Origin of the sequence: Inquilinus sp. YAF38 (assembly GCF_052113205.1) — a bacterium.
GTDB lineage: Bacteria > Pseudomonadota > Alphaproteobacteria > DSM-16000 > Inquilinaceae > Inquilinus.
Window position 1 is genome coordinate 1 of sequence record NZ_JBFRCU010000086.1, and the last position, 17,327, is coordinate 17,327.

Annotated in this window: 21 protein-coding genes and 1 tRNA gene; 11 read left to right on the forward strand and 11 right to left on the reverse strand. The window is 70.4% G+C overall.

The features are described from left to right. Window positions 1-284: hypothetical protein (locus AB4Z01_RS28580; RefSeq protein ID WP_441699447.1), on the reverse strand; the 284-nt coding region annotated here is incomplete at its 3' end. 137 nt (window positions 285-421) lie between these two features. Between AB4Z01_RS28580 and AB4Z01_RS28585 the strand changes: the two genes are divergently transcribed. Together AB4Z01_RS28585 and AB4Z01_RS28590 are read left to right on the forward strand one after the other, a co-directional pair. Continuing rightward, window positions 422-496 (forward strand) — tRNA-Gln (locus tag AB4Z01_RS28585). Between the two features lie 109 nt (window positions 497-605). Then, window positions 606-806, forward strand: a complete 201-nt coding sequence (locus AB4Z01_RS28590; RefSeq protein WP_441699449.1) for a hypothetical protein — start codon at window positions 606-608, stop codon at window positions 804-806. A gap of 4 nt (window positions 807-810) precedes the next feature. On the opposite strand, the gene AB4Z01_RS28595 is transcribed toward AB4Z01_RS28590, so the two are convergent. Beyond that, window positions 811-2,940, reverse strand: coding sequence for a CHASE2 domain-containing protein (locus AB4Z01_RS28595; RefSeq protein WP_441699451.1), 2,130 nt, complete (start codon window positions 2,938-2,940; stop codon window positions 811-813). 4 nt (window positions 2,941-2,944) lie between these two features. Further along, window positions 2,945-3,658: a Crp/Fnr family transcriptional regulator gene (locus AB4Z01_RS28600; protein ID WP_441699453.1), complete on the reverse strand. Its 714-nt coding sequence runs from the start codon at window positions 3,656-3,658 to the stop codon at window positions 2,945-2,947. Window positions 3,659-3,795: 137 nt separating this feature from the next. On the opposite strand from AB4Z01_RS28600, the gene AB4Z01_RS28605 reads away from it, so the two are divergent. Beyond that, entirely contained in the window at window positions 3,796-4,425 is a 630-nt protein-coding gene (locus AB4Z01_RS28605) for a FecR family protein (RefSeq protein ID WP_441699455.1), read from the forward strand. A gap of 13 nt (window positions 4,426-4,438) precedes the next feature. Here AB4Z01_RS28605 and AB4Z01_RS28610 read toward each other — a convergent pair whose 3' ends face one another. Further along, entirely contained in the window at window positions 4,439-4,696 is a 258-nt protein-coding gene (locus AB4Z01_RS28610) for a hypothetical protein (protein ID WP_441699457.1), read from the reverse strand. A gap of 148 nt (window positions 4,697-4,844) precedes the next feature. Here AB4Z01_RS28610 and gpt point away from each other — a divergent pair, with 148 nt between their 5' ends. Next, entirely contained in the window at window positions 4,845-5,339 is a 495-nt protein-coding gene (gene gpt, locus AB4Z01_RS28615) for a xanthine phosphoribosyltransferase (RefSeq protein ID WP_441699459.1), read from the forward strand. A gap of 13 nt (window positions 5,340-5,352) precedes the next feature. Then, entirely contained in the window at window positions 5,353-6,513 is a 1,161-nt protein-coding gene (locus tag AB4Z01_RS28620; protein WP_441699460.1) for a M24 family metallopeptidase, read from the forward strand. Between the two features lie 40 nt (window positions 6,514-6,553). On the opposite strand, the gene AB4Z01_RS28625 is transcribed toward AB4Z01_RS28620, so the two are convergent. The 5 genes from AB4Z01_RS28625 to AB4Z01_RS28645 all read right to left on the reverse strand — a co-directional run bounded on the left by AB4Z01_RS28625 (window position 6,554) and on the right by AB4Z01_RS28645 (window position 12,034). Beyond that, window positions 6,554-7,219: a glutathione S-transferase family protein gene (locus AB4Z01_RS28625; RefSeq protein ID WP_441699462.1), complete on the reverse strand. Its 666-nt coding sequence runs from the start codon at window positions 7,217-7,219 to the stop codon at window positions 6,554-6,556. 94 nt (window positions 7,220-7,313) lie between these two features. Then, window positions 7,314-8,144 (reverse strand): ABC transporter permease, encoded by an 831-nt coding sequence (locus AB4Z01_RS28630; RefSeq protein WP_441699463.1) that lies wholly within the window; start codon window positions 8,142-8,144, stop codon window positions 7,314-7,316. A 2-nt stretch (window positions 8,145-8,146) separates the two neighbouring features. After that, window positions 8,147-9,094, reverse strand: coding sequence for an ABC transporter permease (locus AB4Z01_RS28635; RefSeq protein ID WP_441699464.1), 948 nt, complete (start codon window positions 9,092-9,094; stop codon window positions 8,147-8,149). 64 nt (window positions 9,095-9,158) lie between these two features. Then, the gene (locus tag AB4Z01_RS28640; protein ID WP_441699466.1) at window positions 9,159-10,631 is read right to left on the reverse strand and encodes an ABC transporter substrate-binding protein; all 1,473 of its coding nucleotides are present in this window, start codon (window positions 10,629-10,631) and stop codon (window positions 9,159-9,161) included. A 365-nt stretch (window positions 10,632-10,996) separates the two neighbouring features. Continuing rightward, on the reverse strand, window positions 10,997-12,034 hold the full coding sequence (locus AB4Z01_RS28645; RefSeq protein WP_441699467.1) for a P1 family peptidase: 1,038 nt from the start codon (window positions 12,032-12,034) through the stop codon (window positions 10,997-10,999). 101 nt (window positions 12,035-12,135) lie between these two features. On the opposite strand from AB4Z01_RS28645, the gene AB4Z01_RS28650 reads away from it, so the two are divergent. The 5 genes from AB4Z01_RS28650 to AB4Z01_RS28670 all read left to right on the forward strand — a co-directional run bounded on the left by AB4Z01_RS28650 (window position 12,136) and on the right by AB4Z01_RS28670 (window position 15,961). Continuing rightward, the gene (locus tag AB4Z01_RS28650) at window positions 12,136-13,323 is read left to right on the forward strand and encodes a class I SAM-dependent rRNA methyltransferase (protein WP_441699468.1); all 1,188 of its coding nucleotides are present in this window, start codon (window positions 12,136-12,138) and stop codon (window positions 13,321-13,323) included. A 196-nt stretch (window positions 13,324-13,519) separates the two neighbouring features. Continuing rightward, the gene (locus tag AB4Z01_RS28655) at window positions 13,520-14,779 is read left to right on the forward strand and encodes an ABC transporter substrate-binding protein (protein ID WP_441699469.1); all 1,260 of its coding nucleotides are present in this window, start codon (window positions 13,520-13,522) and stop codon (window positions 14,777-14,779) included. Between the two features lie 90 nt (window positions 14,780-14,869). After that, a complete protein-coding gene (locus AB4Z01_RS28660) occupies window positions 14,870-15,157 on the forward strand; it encodes a type II toxin-antitoxin system ParD family antitoxin (protein WP_441699470.1) in 288 nt (95 codons plus the stop codon). Window positions 15,158-15,160: 3 nt separating this feature from the next. Next, window positions 15,161-15,493 (forward strand): type II toxin-antitoxin system RelE/ParE family toxin, encoded by a 333-nt coding sequence (locus AB4Z01_RS28665; RefSeq protein ID WP_441699471.1) that lies wholly within the window; start codon window positions 15,161-15,163, stop codon window positions 15,491-15,493. Between the two features lie 207 nt (window positions 15,494-15,700). Beyond that, complete coding sequence (locus AB4Z01_RS28670; protein ID WP_441699472.1) at window positions 15,701-15,961, forward strand: AbrB/MazE/SpoVT family DNA-binding domain-containing protein; 261 nt, start codon at window positions 15,701-15,703, stop codon at window positions 15,959-15,961. A 26-nt stretch (window positions 15,962-15,987) separates the two neighbouring features. Here the strand turns inward: AB4Z01_RS28670 and AB4Z01_RS28675 are convergent, their stop codons facing one another. Continuing rightward, window positions 15,988-16,230 (reverse strand): hypothetical protein, encoded by a 243-nt coding sequence (locus tag AB4Z01_RS28675; protein WP_441699474.1) that lies wholly within the window; start codon window positions 16,228-16,230, stop codon window positions 15,988-15,990. 10 nt (window positions 16,231-16,240) lie between these two features. After that, window positions 16,241-17,005 carry a methyltransferase domain-containing protein gene (locus AB4Z01_RS28680; protein ID WP_441699475.1) on the reverse strand — a complete coding sequence of 255 codons (765 nt, stop codon included), beginning with the start codon at window positions 17,003-17,005 and terminating at the stop codon, window positions 16,241-16,243. A 145-nt stretch (window positions 17,006-17,150) separates the two neighbouring features. Here AB4Z01_RS28680 and rpmH point away from each other — a divergent pair, with 145 nt between their 5' ends. Continuing rightward, window positions 17,151-17,285, forward strand: a complete 135-nt coding sequence (rpmH, locus tag AB4Z01_RS28685; RefSeq protein WP_138887974.1) for a 50S ribosomal protein L34 — start codon at window positions 17,151-17,153, stop codon at window positions 17,283-17,285. Window positions 17,286-17,327 lie beyond the last annotated feature (42 nt).

Sequence of the window (17,327 nt, forward strand, 5' to 3'; positions counted from 1 at the left end):
GGCTCGCGCGAGCCGAAGTTCACCAGGGCGAGGCCGCCGATGCCGAGCACGGCGATCACCGCCGCCGCGATCCAGCCGAGCAGCCCGCCGCGGCGCGGCGGCGCCGTCGCCGCCTCGGCCAGCCGCTCGTTCAGCGTATCGATCTCGCCGCGGGCGCTGCGCAACTCCTGCTGCAGCTGCATCACGCTGTCGTTCAGCGCGTTGAGCCGGGCCTCTTCCTGTGGCTCGGGCGCGGTCTGCGCCGGAAAGTGCAAGGAGTCGTCCTGGGGCCGTTCGCCGCTCATGCCGTGACCTGCCTCGACCGTTACCGTGATCCGCGCTGCCCCGCATACGCGCTTATTCTTCTATTATGCCCAAAACCGGGCGGCAACGCGCGGTTGCGATGCTGCACCGGCTGGGCTATCTATCCCGCCCGGCCGATTGGGGCGTCGCCAAGTGGTAAGGCAGCGGGTTTTGATCCCGTCATTCCTAGGTTCGAATCCTAGCGCCCCAGCCAGCCTCCTTCCTTCCGATCCGAAGCATATGCCGTCCGCGACGTTTGCGCTTGCCTCAGTCCGCGCGGGAACCTGCGGGCTGCTGCATCGTTTCTGGCTCAGGAGGTACGGATGATGCTCGCGGTTCTCATCGGCGGTTTCGTGCTTGCCCTGTTCTACGGCCTCGCTCTGTGCCGCGCCGCCCGGCACGACGACGAGGCGGAACGACCGACCCAGATCTCGCATCGCTGGGTGGCCCAGCCGCCCCGCTGGACGGTGTGGGCGCCGACCCGGCAGACGGCCGTCCTCCGCCTGCCGCGCCGCCACCGCTGATCCCTCATTCGACCGAGATCAGGTCGTCCTTGGCGCCCTCTGACAGGCGCCTTGCGTGGAGCCGCGCCAGCGGATCTTCCGGATGGTCCGCCGTCAGCGCCGCGAACAGCATTGCGGCCCCGGCCTCGCCGCGGCGCAGCGCCGCATAGGCGGCGGCATAGGCCTCGGCGGGGGCGGGGCAGAGCTCGTCCGGAATCAGCGCCTCGACCGGGGCGCCCACTCCGCGCAACAGCAGCCGCCCGACCGGGCGGAAGCGCCGGTCCGGGCAGGCCTTGGCCGTGGCGGCGGAGACGCAGAGCGGCGTGCCCAGCGACTTATTGGCATTCTCCAGCCGCGCCGTCAGGTTCACCACCTCGCTGTAGGCGGTATAGTCGAAATGGTGGCGGCTGCCGAAATTGCCGACCACGGCGCTGCCGGTGGCGACGCCGATCCGGGTCCGGCCGAAGGGCATGCCTTCGGCCCGGCGGGCAGCGGCGAAGCCGGTGGTGAAGCGGTGGATCGCCAGGGCGCAGGCGACGGTGCGCTCGGCATGGTCGGGTTGGTCGACCGGCGCGCCGAACATCGCATGCAGCGCATCGCCGACCATCTTGTCGATGGTGCCGCCGGCCTCCAGCACGCAGCCGCAGACGCCGTCGAAATAGGCGTTCAGCGTCGCCACCAGCCGGTCCGGCGGCACCGTCTCGCTGAGGCTGGTGAAGCCGGCGATGTCGGTGAAGATGAACGACATCTCGCGCCATTCGCCGCCCAGCCGCAGCCGCTCGGGATGCTCCGCCAGCCGGGCCACCAGAGCGGGGGCGAGATACTGCGCGAAGGCCGTGCGGATGGCGCGGCGGTCGCGCTCGACCCGCCACTGCGCCGTCGCCGCGACCGCGCCATGGGTCAGCAGCAGGCCCAGCATCGGCAGGGTCGGATCGAGCAGCAGCCCGGCTTGGCGATAGGCCAGAAAGGCGCCGGCAGCGATCGGGACCATGGTCAGCACCACCAGGCCGCCCGAGACGATCGCCGGCAGCCGCCGCCACGATGCGACCAGGGCGATGCCGAGCACCAGCAGCAGCCCGATCTCGAGCGTCATGGCCCAGGCCGGCCGTGTCAGGTGGCGGCCGAGCAGGATCTGCTCCAGCGCCTCGGCATGGGCGGTGACGCCGGCGATGCGGTCGCGCAGCGGCGTCAGCACGCTGTCGCCGAAGCCGGTGGCGGTGACGCCGATCAGGGCGATCCGCCCGCGCAGCGCCGTCGCCAGTTCAGCCTCCGGCACGGCGGGGTCGAGCACCCGCCATGCCGCCATTTGGCGGGCCGGCGCGTCCGGCGTGAAGTGCAGCCAGAACTGGCCGTCCGGAGCCACCGGCAGGATCAACTCGCCGATCCGGATCGCGTCCAGCCCCGGCCCGTCGGGCGCGGCCCGCAGCGTCACGGTGCCGGCGCCCTGGGCCACCCGCAGCGCCTCGACCGCCAGCGACGGGATCAGGGTGTCGCCGAGCCGGGAGACGGCAGGCAGCCGCCGCAGCACCTCGTCCCGGCCGGTCGGCGCGCCGATGCTGCCGTCGCCCGAGGCCGCGGCTTCGAATTCCGGCAAGCTGGGCACCGCCCCGGCGAAGCGGTCGAGCCGCTGCCGCGCCGGCCCGATCTCGGCGAAGCTGGCGATGATGCGCGGCAGCCGGCCCGGCTCCTCGGCCGGGGCGAAGGCGACGACGCTGCGGGTCCGGCCCAGCGCCCCGGCGAGGTCGCGGTCGGGGTCCGGCAGGTCCCGGGTCAGCGCCGCCAGCACGGCCGGGTCGGCGCGGCCGGCCAGCAGAGACCCGATCAGGGCCGGGGCGGTGCGGTCCGGCTCGGCCAGGACGAGGTCGAGCACGACCGCCGCCGCCCCGGCCTGCGCCAGCCGGTCGACCAGCCGGGCCAGGCGGTCGCGCGGCCAGGGCCATTGCCCGAGCCGGCGCAGGGATTCGTCGTCGATCGCGACCACGCGGACCGGCACGGCGGGATCGTAGGCGCGCGGCGCCAACCGCTGCAGCAGGTCGAAGCCCTGCAGCCGCAGCGCCGCCATAGGCGCCGGATCGGCCAGGCGCAGCGCCACCAGCGCAGCCAGGACCAGGAGGCCGGGCAGGATCGGGCCGAAGCGGCGCCACAGGCGGCGCATCGGGTCAGGGCGCCCCGGCGTCGGCGATGTCGGAGAGCGCCTCGGTGTCGCAGATCACCAGCGCCCCGTCCTGCCGCCGCAGCAGCCCCTCGGCCGACCAGCGGCCGAGCTGCAGGTTGACCTTCTCGCGGCTGGCCCCGATCAGCTGGCCGAGGTCGCGCTGCGACAGCGCCAGCGGCAGCAGCACCTCGCCGTCCGCATTGCGGGCGCTGTGCGTCTCGCTCAGCGTCAGCAGCAGCCGCGCCAGCCGCGACGGCAGCGTCATCAGGGCCACGCCCTCCAGCTGATCGCTGGTGCGCCGCAGCCGGGTCGACAGCAGCTCCAAGAGGCGGATGCAGGCCTCGGGCGATTCCTGCAGCACCGGCAGCATGTCGCGGCGGTCCAGGCTCAGCAGCCGGCACGGGCCGAAGGCGACGGCGTCGGCGCTGCGGCCGCGGCCGTCCAGCAGCGACATCTCGCCGAAGATCTCACCGGTCTCGAGGATGGCCAGCAGGATCTCGCGCCCCTGCGGCGAGGTCAGGCGCAGCGCCACCCGGCCCGCAGCCACGATCATCAGGCTGGTGCTCTCGTCGCCGCGCAGGAAGATGGTGTCGCCATCCTCGTGGCTGCGCTCGGCCAGCCTGGCGGCCAGGGCGTCGCGCTGGGCCGGGGGGAAGGCGGCGAAGAACGGGGTCTCGGAGAGGAGGCGACGCTTCTCCGCCGGCGGAACGCTGGCCACTCGGACTCTCCTGCCTTGGGTGAGCTAGGATAGGGGCTGCCTTCCATCACGGGAAGGCCCGGTTGCGGCGCGCAATGACCCAGGTAACACCGGCCGGCCTCGCTCCGAACCATGATCTCTCGGAAAGGGAGATTGCGATGTCACGACGTTCACGCTCCATCGGGCTGGTCCTCGCCTGCCTGCTGCTGCCTGCTGCGGCCCTGGCCCAGGACCGCCCGAAGATCGGCCAGGTCGACCGGCTGGAGCCGGCGGCCGGCGCCTATTACCAGGGCCAGGACCGGCTGCTCGACCCGGCGTCGCCGGTGTTCCTCGACGACACGCTGTGGACCGGCCCGCAGTCGCGGCTGCAGGTCAAGCTGGACGACGGCACCGAGCTGACGCTGGGGCCGGCGGCCCGGCTGGTGGTCGACCGCTTCGCCTATGGCGGGGCGGATGGCGACGCCGCCCTGGCGCTTCGGCGGCTGCAGGGCGCCTTCATGTTCGGCGGCGGCGGTATCGAGCAGGCGCCCAACCACAGCGTGACCATCGAGACCGGGGTCGCCACGCTCGGGGTCCGCGGCACCCGCTTCTTCGCCGGGCCGATCGACGGCGCCTTCGGCGTCCTGGTCCTCGACGGCGCGGTCGAGGTCTCGACCGATGCCGGCTCGGTGACCCTCGGCCCCGGCGAGGGGACGGCCGTCACCAGCCGCAAGGAGCCGCCGGGCGCGGTCAAGCGCTGGCCGGCCGAGAAGGTTCAGCGGGCGATGGCGATGGTCGGCTTCCGCTGAGGGAAGCCGGGGCCTACAGGCCGAGTTCGCGCTTGATCTCGGCCAAGACGGCGCAGGCCTTGTTCGGGTCCTGCGCGCTGATCGCGGGCAGCGACTGGATCTTGCCGGAGATTTCGGACAGCTTGGCCTCGGGCATCGATCCGTCGCGCACCTTGGCGCCCCAGGCCGCGACCACGGCCGCGGATTCGGCGTTGACGTCGCAGGATTCGGCGGCCAGGGCAGGTGCGGCGACGAAGGCGAGGAGGGCGGCAGTCAGGACGAGGCGGAACATACCATTCTCTGGTGCAGCGCAGCCGCAGAGGGCTGCGGGGCGGAGAATCGGCTTCAAGCATGGCAGGATCAAGGCCGGCACACCCTTCCGGTGCCGGTCCGGTTGCGCTATGAAGCGCCAATTCCCCAGGGGTGTTGGAGTACCGAAGATGGCCGAGCACGCGTCGTTCCGGAAGGATTTCCCGGTCTCCTGGGAGGAGCTGCACCGCAACGCCCGTGCCCTGGCCTGGCGCCTGGCCGAGCTGGGTCCGTGGAAGGGCATCGTCGCCATCACCCGCGGCGGGCTGGTGCCGGCCGCGATCCTGGCGCGCGAGCTCGACGTCCGGTTGATCGACACGGTCTGCGTCTCGACCTACGACCACCAGGAGCAGCGCGAATCCAAGATCCTGAAGGCGCCGGTCGAGGGCGACGGCGAGGGCTGGCTGATCGTCGACGACCTGGTGGACACCGGCCGCACCGCCCGGGTGGTGCGCGACCTGCTGCCGAAGGCGCATTTCGCCACGGTCTACGCCAAGCCGGCCGGCCGGCCGCTGGTCGACACCTTCATCACCGAGGTCAGCCAGGACACCTGGATCTTCTTCCCCTGGGACATTGAGTACCGTTACGCCGAGCCGATCGCGGAGATCCGCGCCCAGAAGCGCTGAAGCGAGAGCCCTCATGCCGATCCATTTCGAGGCGTCGGAGCTGGCGGATCGCCGCCGCCGAATCTGTGCCGAGATCGCCGCGCGCGGCCTCGACGGGCTGCTGGTGTTCCGCCAGGAGTCGCTGTACTGGCTGACCGGCTACGACACCTTCGGCTATGTCTATTTCCAGTGCCTGTGGCTCGGCGTCGACGGCCGGATGACACTGCTGACCCGTTCCGCCGACGAGCGGCAAGCCTATTTCACCTCGGTGATCGAGGATGTCCGGGTCTGGGTCGACCGGGCGGGGTCCGAGCCAGCCGACGACCTGCTGGCGATCCTCGACGAATATGATGCCCGTGACGGGCGGATCGGCGTCGAATGGGATGCCTACGGCCTGACCGCGGCGCTCGGCTTCCGGCTGAAGGCCAAGCTCGACGGCTACGCCCAGCATGAGGACGCCTCCGACCTCGTCTCCCGCTTCCGGCTGATCAAGAGCCCGGCCGAGCTGGTCTATGTGCGCGAGGCGGCGAAGCTGGCCGACGCCGCCTATGACGAGGCGGTGAAGCTGACCGGGCCCGGCGCCTTCGAGGGCGACATCCTGGCGGCGATGCAGGGCGCGGTGTGGCGCGGCGGCGGCGACGACCCGGCCAACGAGTTCATCATCGGCTCCGGCCCCGGCGCCCTGATGTGCCGCTACTTCACCGGCCGGCGCCACCTCTCGGCCGAGGACCAGCTGACGCTGGAATTCGCCGGCACCTACCGCCACTACCACGCCTGCCTGATGCGCACGCTCCTGGTTGGCAAGGCCTCGCCGGAGCACCGGGCGATGCACAAGGCGGCGGTCGATGCGCTGGAGGCGGCGAAGGCGGCGCTGAAGCCGGGCCATCCGCTCGGCGACGTGTTCGACGCTCATGCCCGGGTGGCCGACGCCGCCGGCCTGCGCCACGCCCGGCTGAACGCCTGCGGCTACTCGCTCGGCACCACCTTCGCGCCGAACTGGATGGACTCGCCGAGCCTGTCGATGTTCTTCCACGGCAACCCGACCCTGGCGGCGCCCGGGATGGTATTTTTCATCCACATCATCCTCTACGACAGCGACCGCGGCCTCGCCATGACCACGGGCCAGACCGTGCTGGTCACCGACACCGGCTGCGAGGCCCTGACCCTGGCGCCGACGGATCTGGTCGTCGCTTAGCTTCGTAGGTTGGGTTCGCGCCAGCGAACCCAACAATGGCTCAGGCGGTGCGATGTTGGGTTCGCAAGAGCGAACCCAACCTACGTCTGCAATCGTGGGTTTCTCCCGACAGCGGCGTCGCCCGCATCGACGGGCGGCGGCTGAAGGTGTCGAACCAGGGCGACAGGCGCGGCCGGCCGGGGCGGAAGTCAGGCAGGCTGCGGAACTCCAGCCAGCTCAAGGCCGTGGCCAGGGCGATCTGGCCGAGATCGAGCGGCCCGTCCAGGTCGACCTCGCGCTCGACGAAATCATAGGCCGCGACCAGCTTCGCCGCCTGGCCCTCCGCCAGGGCCGGGTAGCGCAGCGCCTCCGGCCGCCGTTCCGTCTCCCAGCGCAGGGCGATGCCGGCATCGGCCAGGCCTTGGGCCAGGGCCTGCAGCCGCAGGGTCAGGGCGCGCGCCCGACCGGCGGGCGGGATCAGCTTCGGCCCGTCATGCAGGCCGTCCAGGTGGTCGCAGATGGCGACGCTGTCGAACAGCGCCAGCCCGTCCGCGCAGATCAGCACCGGCACCTTGCCCAGCGGATTGGCGGCGAACACCGCCTCGTTGCGCCGGGTCGGGCTGGTCTCGTGATGGATCACCTCGATCCGGCCGGCCAGCCCGGCCTCATGCGCCATCACCAGCACCTTGCGGGCATAGGGGGAATGGGTCTGGTACAGCAGCTGCATGATCGGCCCCGGGTGGAGTGGAACTGCCGTGACCCTATCCGCCGGCCGGCGGGAGGTGCGCGCGATGATCGCGCCCTAACGCAAGTTCTTTGCGTCAGCCGAGGCGTCCGACCTTCATCCTGGGATCCAGCAGGTCGCGCAGGCCGTCGCCGATCAGGTTGAGGCCCAGCACTGCCACGGCGATGGCCAAGCCAGGGAACACCGCCTGCAGCGGCGCCTGAGCCAGCAGGGTCTGGGCATCGAGCAGCATCTTGCCCCAGCTGGCCTGCGGCGGCTGGGTGCCGAGGCCGAGATAGCCGAGCGCCGCTTCGGCCAGGATGGCGATGGCGAACTGGATCGTCGCCTGCACGATCAGGGCGTTGGCCATGTTCGGCAGCACGTGGCGCAGGGCGATGTCCAGGCGCGACCGGCCCAGCGACTGGGCGGCGCGGACGAAGTCGCGGCCATAGACCACCAGCGCGGCGCCGCGCGCCACCCGGGCGAAGACGGCGATGTTGAAGATGCCGATCGCCAGGATGGCGTTGACCGCGCCGGGGCCCATGAGCGCGGTGATCAGGATGGCGCTGAGGATCGCCGGGAAGGCGAAGGTCAGGTCGACGGCGCGGCCCAGGATCTCGTCGGTCCAGCCTCGCCTTGCCGCGGCCCAAAGGCCGAGCGGCACGCCGATGACCAGGCCGATGACGACCGCGACCACCCCGACCGCGACCGAGGTGCGGGCGCCGACCATGATGCGCGACAGCGTGTCCCGCCCCAGCTGGTCGGTGCCCAGCCAGTGCAACGCGCTCGGCGTCTGCAGCTTCTGCGGAATGGCGATGGCGTTCGGCGCGTAGGGCGTCCAGAGTAGGCTGAGCACGGCCATGCCGATGAAGACGACGCAGAGGGCGAGGCCGAGGACGAAGCCGCGATGGACGAGCAGCCGGATCATCGTCACCCCGCCTGTTTCGGTCGCGGGTCGATCACGGCATAGACCACATCGACCAGGAAATTGACCGTGACGACGATCGCGGCCAGCAGCACCACCACGTCCTTGACCACGATCAGGTCGCGCTGGGCGATGGCCTGGAAGGCCAGCCGGCCCAGCCCGGGCAGGGTGAAGACATTCTCCACCACCACCGCGCCGGCCATCAGGAAGCCGAACTGCAGCCCGATGATGGTGGCGACCGGGATCAGGGCGTTGCGCAGCACGTGCCGGCGCAGCACCTGGCCCTTCGACAAGCCCTTGGCCCGGGCGGTGCGGACATAGTCCTCGCGCATCGTCTCCAGCATCGCGGAGCGGACGATACGGGCCAGGATCGCCGCCTCGGTCAGCGCCAGCGCCACGGCCGGCAGGATCAGCGCGTATAGCGCCTGGCCCCAGCCGGCGGACCAGCCGGGGAAGCCGCCGGCGCCGAACCAGCCGAGCTGCAGCGCGAACAGCCAGATCAGCATGATGCCGACCCAGAAGCTGGGCACGGCGAGGCCGAGCTGGCTGAACCCCATCACCCCCCAGTCGCCGACCCGGTTGTGCTTCACCGCGGCCAGCATGCCGAGCGGGATGGCCAGGGCGGTCGACAGCAGCAGGGCGAACAGCGCCAGCGGCGCGGTCACCGCCAGCCGGTCGCCGATCAGCTTCGCCACCGGCAGCTTATAGGTGTAGCTGGTGCCGAGATCGCCGGTCAGGGCGCCGCCGACCCAGTCGAGGTAGCGGACCGGCGCCGGCCGGTCGAGACCCATCTGGGTCCGCAGCGCCGCCAGCGTGTCCTCGCGCGCCTCGGTGCCCAGCATCAGCAGCGCCGGGTCGCCGGGCAGCACCTCGAGCACGGTGAACACCACCACCGAGGCGGCGAACAGCGTGAACAGCAGCGTCAGCACCCGCCGCCCCAGGAAGCCGAGCATCAGCGGCCCCGGCCCGTAGAGAAAAGCCGGGATCCCTTCTTAGTCGATTTGCGCCGCGTCTCGGTCATTCCACCCAATGGGCCTTGGTCATGTCGTTGGCGGCGATCGGGCTGTTCTTCCACATCCCCATCAGCTTGGCGTTGCGCACGCCGGTCTTCGGCAGCTGGAACAGGAACACCGCGGCCTCGTCGTCCGACAGGATCTGCTGCGCCTGCTGGTACAGCGCCTTGCGCTGCTCCGGGTCGATCGTGCGGTTCAACTGCTGGATCACCTCGTTGAAAGCCGGGTTGTCGTAGCCGAAATAATACTTGTCCTTGCCACGGGCATAGATGTCGATGTCCAGCGCCTCGGTGTGCGCGACGATGGTCATGTCGTAGTCGAAGCCCTTGAACACCTGCTCCAGCCATTGCGCCCATTCCACCGGCACCAGCTCGACCTGGACGCCGATCTCGGCCAGCTGCGCCTGGATGATCTCGCCGCTGCGGCGGGCATAGCCGGGCGGCGGCAGCTTCAACGTCGCCTTGAAGCCGTCCGGATAGCCGGCCTCGGCCAGCAGCGCCTTGGCCTTGGCCGGGTCGTAGGGATAGGCGCCGGTCAGGTCCTTGTAGGCGGCTTCATAGGGCGCGAAATGGCTGCCGATCGGGGTGCCGTAGCCGAACATGGCGCCATCGATCAGCGCCTGGCGGTCGATCGCCATGGCCAGCGCCCGCCGCACCTTGACGTCGCCGAACGGCTTGCGGCGCTGGTTCACCGCCAGCACGGTCTCGCCGGCGGTGGTGCCGATCTCGACCGCGAAGCGCGGATCGGCCTTGAACTGGTCCAGCGTCTCCGGCGCCGGCATGTTCGGGAAGGCGTCGATGTCGCCCGACATCACCGCGGCCGAGGCGGCGGCCGGGTCGGCGACGAAGCGGAAGGTCAGCTTGGCCAGTTGCGGCTTGTCGCCGGCATAGGCGTCGGTGCGCTCGAGCGTGACATGGTCGCCCGGCACCCATTCGACGAATTTGAACGGGCCGGTGCCGATCGGGTGGGTGCCGTTGTCGGCGGCGGAGTTCGGCGCCACGATCAGCGCCGCCGCCTGGCCGAGATGGAACAGGAACAGCCCATCCGGATGCGACAGGGTGATCACCACCTGGTCCGCCGCCGGGGTGTCGACCGATTGGATCGGCTCGAAGAAGACCTTCTGCGGGTTGGTCGAATCGGCGGCGCGGGCGCGGTCCAGCGAGAACTTCACCGCCTCGCTGTCGAATTTGGTGCCGTCGTGGAAGGTGGTGCCGCGGCGCAGGGTGAAGGTGTAGGTCAGGGCGTCGTCCGACACTTTCCATTCGGTGGCCAGCCCCGGCTGCACCTGGCCGTTCTCGTCGATCCGGGTCAGCCCCTCGAACAGGTTGGCATAGACCACCTCGGCGATGGCCGCGGCGGCGCCGCCGGTCGGGTCCAGGTTCGGCGGCTCCAGCACCATGCCGATCACGGCCTGATCCTTGGCGGCCAGCGCTGGTGTTGCGATCAGCCCAACCGCCAGCGCGGCGGCGGCGAGCATGCCCCTCATCCCCATCGTCGTCTCCCTGTTCGGCCGTGCCGTCGCCGGCCGGCCCGAATCCCGGCGCTTCGCGTTCGCCGCGGATGATGGCAGCGCCGCCGGGGCGGGTTCAAGGCTTGCCGTATTTCTCTCGCCAGGCGGTGTGCGGCCCCAGCGTCCCGGCATGCCAGACGCCGCGGGCGAGCGCACCGGTCCGGTCCCGCTCCCTCCAATGTCGTAGCGGGCATCTCCGGATGGCTGCCTGGGCCGGGTCGGTCCCATTGCCTATCCTTGCGTTCGGGGAAGCGACGGCTGCTCCGCAACGCGGCCTCTCCGCTGCCCCACTTGGGACCGGATAGATAATCTGAACCGAAAGGGGCGGAGGGCTATCCGGTCCCATTTTTGCTGGTCTTGCCGTATTTCTCCCGCCAGGCGGTGTGCGCCCCCAGTGTTTCGGCATGCCAGACGCCGCGGGCGATGGCGCGGGCGACGCAGTCGGCGGCGATGGCGCCGATCCGGGCCAGGGCCGCGGCCCGCGGCTCCGGCAGCGTCACGGCGCCGGTGGCCAGGGCGAAGACCGTGTCGCCGTCCATCGGTGTGTGCACCGGGCGGATGGCGCGGGCCAGGCCGTCCTGCGCCATGATCGCCAGGCGCTGCGCCTCGGCCTTGGTCAGGGCGGCATCGACCGCGACGATGCCGATCGTGGTGTTGCCGCCGGGCTCGGGCTGGGCCGCGGCGGGATGGCGGAACAGCACCGGCTCCGGTCCTGCCGGGCCGGTCGGGCGGTGCGGGCCGCCGAACTCGTCCGCCTGCTCCCAGGGCCAGGCCCAGAAAGTCCCGTCCGGCATGGTCACGGCGCCGACCGGGTTGGCGGCGACCAGCGCGCCGACGGTGACACCGGTCTCGGGGTCGATGGCGGACGCCGTGCCCAGCCCGCCCTTGCAAGTCGCGGTCTTGGCCCCGGTGCCGGCGCCGGCATTGCCCTGGCGCACCTCCGTCCCGGCGGCGTCGCAGGCGGCCAGCGCCAAGGCGCGATAGGGCGGCGTGTCGCCCCAGCCCTTGTCGCCGCCATTGGTCAGATCGAACAGGATTGCGGCCGGCACGATCGGCACCTGTACGCTGCCCACCGGATGGCCGCGGCCACGGGCGGCGAGCCAGGCGACGACGCCCGACGCGGCCTCCAGCCCATGCACCGAGCCGCCGGACAGCACGACGGCATCGATCGCCTCGACCAGGCAGGTCGGGTCCAGCGCGTCGGTGTCGCGCGTACCGGGGGCGCCGCCGCGGACATCCACGGCAGCGGTGCACCGCATCTCCGGCAGCATCACGGTCACGCCCGTGCGCGCAGCCAGGTTCTCGGCCTGGCCGACCAGCAGGCCGGCGATGTCGGTAATGGAATTGCGCGGGCCCGGGCGGATGGTCATGGCGGTCTCTCGGCGGCGGCGGGGCCAGCAGACAGGATCGGCCGGTCCGGCGTCAACGTCGCAGTTCCCGTCGCGCGGCCGCGCCCCTATGCTCCGCCGCCATGACCGACCTGCCGCTCATCCGCCTGCAGCCCGGCCGCGACAAGCGCGTCGCCGCCGGCCATCCCTGGATCTTCTCGAACGAGATCGCCATGACGCCGGAGCTGCGCGAGGTGCCGCTGGGCGCGCCGGTGCGGGTCGAGGCGGCGAGCGGCAAGTCCCTCGGCGTCGGCGGCTTCAACCGGCACGCGCTGATCGCGGTGCGCATGCTGGACCGCAGCCCGGATGCGGCGATCGACACCGGCTTCCTGCGCCGGCGCCTGGCCGCGGCCCTGGCGCTGCGCGACACGCTGTTCGGCCGGCCCTTCTACCGCCTGGTCCATGCCGAGGCCGACGGCCTGCCGGGGCTGATCATCGACCGCTACGGCGACGTGCTGGTGCTGCAGAGCAACACCGCGCTGATGGACCGGCTGGAAGGACCGCTCTGCGACGCGTTGGAAGAGCTGCTCAAGCCCCTCGCCATCGTGCTGCGCAACGACAGTACCGCGCGCGGCCTGGAAGGGCTGGCGGAGGAGGTGCGGGTCGCCCGCGGCGCCCTCGACGGCCCGGTCGCGGTGGAAGAGAACGGGGCGGTATTCGAGGCCGACCCGCTCGGCGGCCAGAAGACCGGCTGGTTCTTCGACCAGCGCGACAACCGCGCCTTCGTGGCGAAGCTGGCCCGCGGCCGGCGGCTGCTCGACGTCTACACCCACACCGGCGGCTTCGGCATCCAGGCGGCGCTGGCTGGGGCCGAGGCGGTGACGCTGGTCGACCGCTCGGCCCCGTCGCTGGAGCTGGCGGCCAAGGCGGCCGCCGCCAACGGCGTCGCCGACCGGGTCGTCACCGCCCGCGGCGAAGCCTTCGCCGAGCTGGAGCGTCGCGGCGGCGAGGGCGAGCGCTGGCCGGTGGTGGTGGTCGACCCGCCCGCCTTCGTGAAATCGAAGAAGGACCTCGCTGCCGGGTCGCGCGGCTATGCCAAGCTGGCCCGGCTGGCGGCGCGGGTGACCGAGCGCGGCGGTTTCCTCTGCATCTTCTCCTGCAGCCATCACGTCGACCCGGCGCTGTTCGCCGAGCAGGTGGCGCGCGGCCTGGTCGATGCCGGGCGGATGGGCCGGATCCTGCGCCAGTCCGGCGCCGGGCCGGACCATCCGGTGCATCCGCTGCTGCCGGAGAGCGCCTATCTCAAGGGCATTGTGCTGCAACTCGACTGAGGTGGCTGGTTCGCTTCTACGAAACCCTTTTCGTCATCCCCGCGAAAGCGGGGATCTCATCCCGCATGACCGGCGAGAGATTCCCGCGTTCGCGGGAATGACGGGAATGGGAAGGGGCTCGGGGCATCGTCCACGGGGTTGACAAGCCGGGCCGCTCCCGCTGGTCTAGACCAGCCAAAAGGGGAGGCCCGAGACAATGACCACCATCCTGACCCGTGCCCTGCTCGCGGGCGCGGCGCTCGCCGCGCTGGCCGGCGCCGCCCGCGCCGAGGACGTCACCCTGACGATCGAGAGCTGGCGCAACGACGACCTCAAGATCTGGCAGGACAAGATCGTCCCGGCCTTCGAGTCGTCGCATCCGGGGATCAAGCTGAACTTCGCGCCCTCGGCGCCGACCGAGTACAACGCCGCGCTGAACGCCAAGATGGAGGGCGGGGTCGCCGGCGACATCGTCGCCTGCCGCGCCTTCGACGCCTCGCTGGCGCTGTTCCAGAAGGGTCATCTTGCGTCGGTCAACGACCTCAAGGGCATCGACGCTTTTCCAGAGGCGTCGCGGACGGCCTGGAGCACCGATGACGGCAAGACCACCTATTGCGTGCCGGTCGGCTCGGTGATCGGCGGCTTCATCTACAATAAGCAGATCTTCGACAAGCTCGGCCTGACCCCGCCGCAGACCGAGGCCGAGTTCTTCGCACTGCTCGACAAGATCAAGGCCGCCGGGGAAGTGCCGCTGTCGATCGGCACCGCCGACCAGTGGGAGGCCGCGACCATGGGCTTCCAGAACATCGGCCCGAATCATTGGCAGGGCGACCCGGGTCGCCGCGCGCTGATCGCCGGCACCGCCAAGTTCACCGACGCGCCCTATGTCGCCGCCTGGGCCGAGCTGGCCAGGTGGAAGCCCTATCTGGCCGACGGCTATGAGGCGCAATCCTACCCGGACAGCCAGAACCTGTTCACCCTCGGCCGTGCCGCGATCTACCCGGCCGGGTCGTGGGAGATCCCGCTGTTCGAGGCCCAGGCCGACTTCCCGCTCGGCGCCTTCCCGCCGCCGGTGGCGAAGGCGGGCGACCCCTGCTTCATCTCGAATCACACCGATCTCGGCTTCGGCATGAACGCCCACAGCAAGCATCCGGAGGCGGCGCGCGCCTTCCTGGAATGGGTGGCCTCGGCGGAGTTCGCGGCGCTCTACACCAACGCCCTGCCGGGCTTCTTCACCCTGTCGACCCACAAGGTCGAGCTGAAGGACCCGCTGGCGGCGGAGTTCCAGGGCTGGAAGGACAAGTGCGGCGGCAACATCCGCTTGGCGCACCAGATCCTGTCGCGCGGCAAGCCCAATGTCGACCAGGCGATCTGGAACGTCTCGGCCCAGGTGCTGAACGGCTCGATGACTGCCGAGCAGGCCGGCGCCAAGGTCCAGGAGACCCTCGACGCCTGGTACAAACCGCCGGGCAAGTGAGAGAGGGCTGAGCACGATCAAGGCGATTGGCATACTATGCCAATCGCCCTATCTTATTCCTCTGCAGACGTGTTCAGAGGACCGCCCGCGATGCCGACCCGCAACGTCGTCGTGACCGATCACCAGGCCGAGCTGATCGAAGGGCTGGTCAAATCCGGCCGCTACCAGAATGCCAGCGAGGTCCWGCGCGAGGGACTCCGTCTGGTCGAGCAGCGCGAGCAGGAAGACGCGGCCAAGCTGGAGCGTCTGCGGGCCGCGGTTCAGGTCGGAATCGATGCAGTAGAGCGCGGGGACTATACGGAGTTCGATTCGGTGGAGGATCTGCGCCGGCATATGAGAGCGATAGCAGACTCGGCTCTGTCTGGCCTGCCGGACTGACGCATGCCCGGGCGCCGCTGGCGGGTCAACCTGAGCACCGCGGCTGAGCGCGACCTTTTCTCCATCCTGCAATGGACCGGCCAGAGCTTCGGGACGAAACAGGCGCTCGTCTATGAGGAGACGATCGCGCATGCGGTCACGGCTCTCGCGGCAGGGCCGGATCTTCCGGACAGCAGGAAACGAGACGACATCGGTCCAGGCATGCGGGTGTTACACATCGCCAGGCGCGGGCGGAAGGGGCGGCATCTGCTGGTCTACTACGCCGTAAAAGACGGCGAGATCATTGTCGTCCGTATTCTCCACGATACGATGCACCTCGCACGACACGTGCCGTAAAACAATGAGCCGTAGGTCGGGTTTGCCCAAGCGAACCCGACGCCCCATCAGTGTATCAGCCATGCCGACTCGATCGGACGCCACCCGCCGACAGTCTCGTGCCGATCCTGCCGCAGGTCAAAGCGGCATCCGCCGCACAGCAGGGCTTGATGCCGGTGCTGCCGCCCTTCATCCTGCGATCGTCTTACTTTGCCGGGATGCAGTCTGATGGCCGGCGCGGATCATCTCACGACGATCATTTCCACCAAGGGGCAGGTCTTCCTGCCCAGCGCCATCCGCCAGCGGCGGGACTGGCGGGCGGGAACGCGGCTGGTGGTCGAGGAAACGCCCGAAGGCGTGCTGTTGCGGCCAGTCCCAGCCTTTCCCGAGACGCGGCCCGAGGATGTGTTCGGCTCGCTCCGCCTTCGCGGCAAGCCGAAGTCGCTGAAGGAGATGGACGCCGGCGTGCTCGCCGAGGCCAGAAAGTAAGTCGGACTCGCTCCGGCGAGCCCTGCCTACTCGTTGATCCGCGTCAACTGCGTGTCGGCATCCCAATCCGGAGGCGGCCCCTTGTAACTCCACCAGCGCTTGCCGCCGGCGATCCATCGCGCCCGAAGTTCGGAGTGGCTCGTCATAGCATCTTCATAGCCGAACTCGATTCCGCAGCATGGGCAGATTTCGAACGACGCGCAGCCATGCTCGTCACGCGGCGCCTCATCGAGCCCGGGAAAGCCACAGACCGGACAGGCGAAGCTCACCTGGTATCGCTCAAGCCCCCACCCGGGCCAGCAGCAGCAGGCGGCGGAAGGGGAACAGGGTGCTGCCGTCCGGCTGCGGCGGATAGGCCTGGGCCAGCCGGGCTGCATAGGTGGCGATGAAGGCGTCGAGCTCCGGCCCCGACAGCGCCGCCATCACCGGCAGCAGCGCCGTGCCGCGCACCCAGTGCAGCACCGGGTTGTCGCCCTTCAGCACATGCAGGTACTCGGTCTCCCAGATGTCGAGCGCGGCGGTGCGCGGCGCCAGCAGGTCGTAATAGGCGGCCGGGGTGCCGACCGGCGGGCGGCGCAGCGGGATCCGGCCGGACCAGGGCGGCTCCGACGCCAGCGCCCGCATCAGCACGTGGCTCGGCGCGTCGAAGTTGCGCGGCATCTGCACCGCCAGCACGCCGCCGGGGGCGAGGAAGGACAGCAGCCGCGGCACCAGCGCCTCGTGTCCGTCCAGCCACTGCAGCGCGGCGTTGGAGAAGATCAGGTCGACCGGCTCCTTGGGCGACCAGTCGGCGATGTCGCCTTCGACCCAGTCCAGGTCCGGATGGGTCGCCCGCGCCTCACGCAGGGCGTTGCGGTCGCGGTCAAGGCCGGTGACCGCGGCGCGCGGCCAGCGTTCGGCCAGCTGCGCCGCCAACGCGCCGCTGCCGCAGCCGAGGTCGACGATCCGTCGCGCCTCGATGTCCGGCAGCCGGGTGATGAGGTCGAGCCCGGGCTGCAGCCGCGGGCCGGCGAATTTCAGGGTGTGGGTCGGATTCCATGCCATAAGGTCAATCTACCGGAAGACCGGCCTCCAGCGCATCCCCGCACCGATCTATGGGCGTTCGGTTGACTCGGGCGCCATGCGTGCCTATAACCCGCCACCGTTTTGCGTCCGGAAGGGCGCAGTAAGCCTATCCGGAGTTCCGATCGTGAAGAGAACCTTTCAGCCCAGCAAGCTGGTGCGCGCGCGCCGCCATGGTTTCCGCGCCCGCATGGCGACCGTCGGCGGCCGCCGCGTGCTGTCCAATCGTCGCGCCAAGGGCCGGAAGCGCCTCTCCGCGTAATCCGGACCCGGCAGATTTGTCTTTGGCAAATCTGCTGATTTG

Bases quoted from the DNA above. Each gene is read 5' to 3' on its own strand.
- AB4Z01_RS28620 (WP_441699460.1), top strand. From the start codon at position 5,353: ATGCCGATCCATTTCGAGGCGTCGGAGCTGGCGGATCGCCGCCGCCGA.
- AB4Z01_RS28665 (WP_441699471.1), top strand. From the start codon at position 15,161: ATGCCCGGGCGCCGCTGGCGGGTCAACCTGAGCACCGCGGCTGAGCGC.
- AB4Z01_RS28680 (WP_441699475.1), bottom strand. From the start codon at position 17,005: ATGGCATGGAATCCGACCCACACCCTGAAATTCGCCGGCCCGCGGCTG.
- AB4Z01_RS28655 (WP_441699469.1), top strand. From the start codon at position 13,520: ATGACCACCATCCTGACCCGTGCCCTGCTCGCGGGCGCGGCGCTCGCC.
- AB4Z01_RS28590 (WP_441699449.1), top strand. From the start codon at position 606: ATGATGCTCGCGGTTCTCATCGGCGGTTTCGTGCTTGCCCTGTTCTAC.
- AB4Z01_RS28605 (WP_441699455.1), top strand. From the start codon at position 3,796: ATGTCACGACGTTCACGCTCCATCGGGCTGGTCCTCGCCTGCCTGCTG.
- AB4Z01_RS28650 (WP_441699468.1), top strand. From the start codon at position 12,136: ATGACCGACCTGCCGCTCATCCGCCTGCAGCCCGGCCGCGACAAGCGC.
- AB4Z01_RS28610 (WP_441699457.1), bottom strand. From the start codon at position 4,696: ATGTTCCGCCTCGTCCTGACTGCCGCCCTCCTCGCCTTCGTCGCCGCA.
- AB4Z01_RS28635 (WP_441699464.1), bottom strand. From the start codon at position 9,094: ATGCTCGGCTTCCTGGGGCGGCGGGTGCTGACGCTGCTGTTCACGCTG.
- AB4Z01_RS28645 (WP_441699467.1), bottom strand. From the start codon at position 12,034: ATGACCATCCGCCCGGGCCCGCGCAATTCCATTACCGACATCGCCGGC.
- AB4Z01_RS28670 (WP_441699472.1), top strand. From the start codon at position 15,701: ATGGCCGGCGCGGATCATCTCACGACGATCATTTCCACCAAGGGGCAG.
- gpt (WP_441699459.1), top strand. From the start codon at position 4,845: ATGGCCGAGCACGCGTCGTTCCGGAAGGATTTCCCGGTCTCCTGGGAG.
- AB4Z01_RS28640 (WP_441699466.1), bottom strand. From the start codon at position 10,631: ATGCTCGCCGCCGCCGCGCTGGCGGTTGGGCTGATCGCAACACCAGCG.
- AB4Z01_RS28630 (WP_441699463.1), bottom strand. From the start codon at position 8,144: ATGATCCGGCTGCTCGTCCATCGCGGCTTCGTCCTCGGCCTCGCCCTC.
- AB4Z01_RS28625 (WP_441699462.1), bottom strand. From the start codon at position 7,219: ATGCAGCTGCTGTACCAGACCCATTCCCCCTATGCCCGCAAGGTGCTG.
- AB4Z01_RS28595 (WP_441699451.1), bottom strand. From the start codon at position 2,940: ATGCGCCGCCTGTGGCGCCGCTTCGGCCCGATCCTGCCCGGCCTCCTG.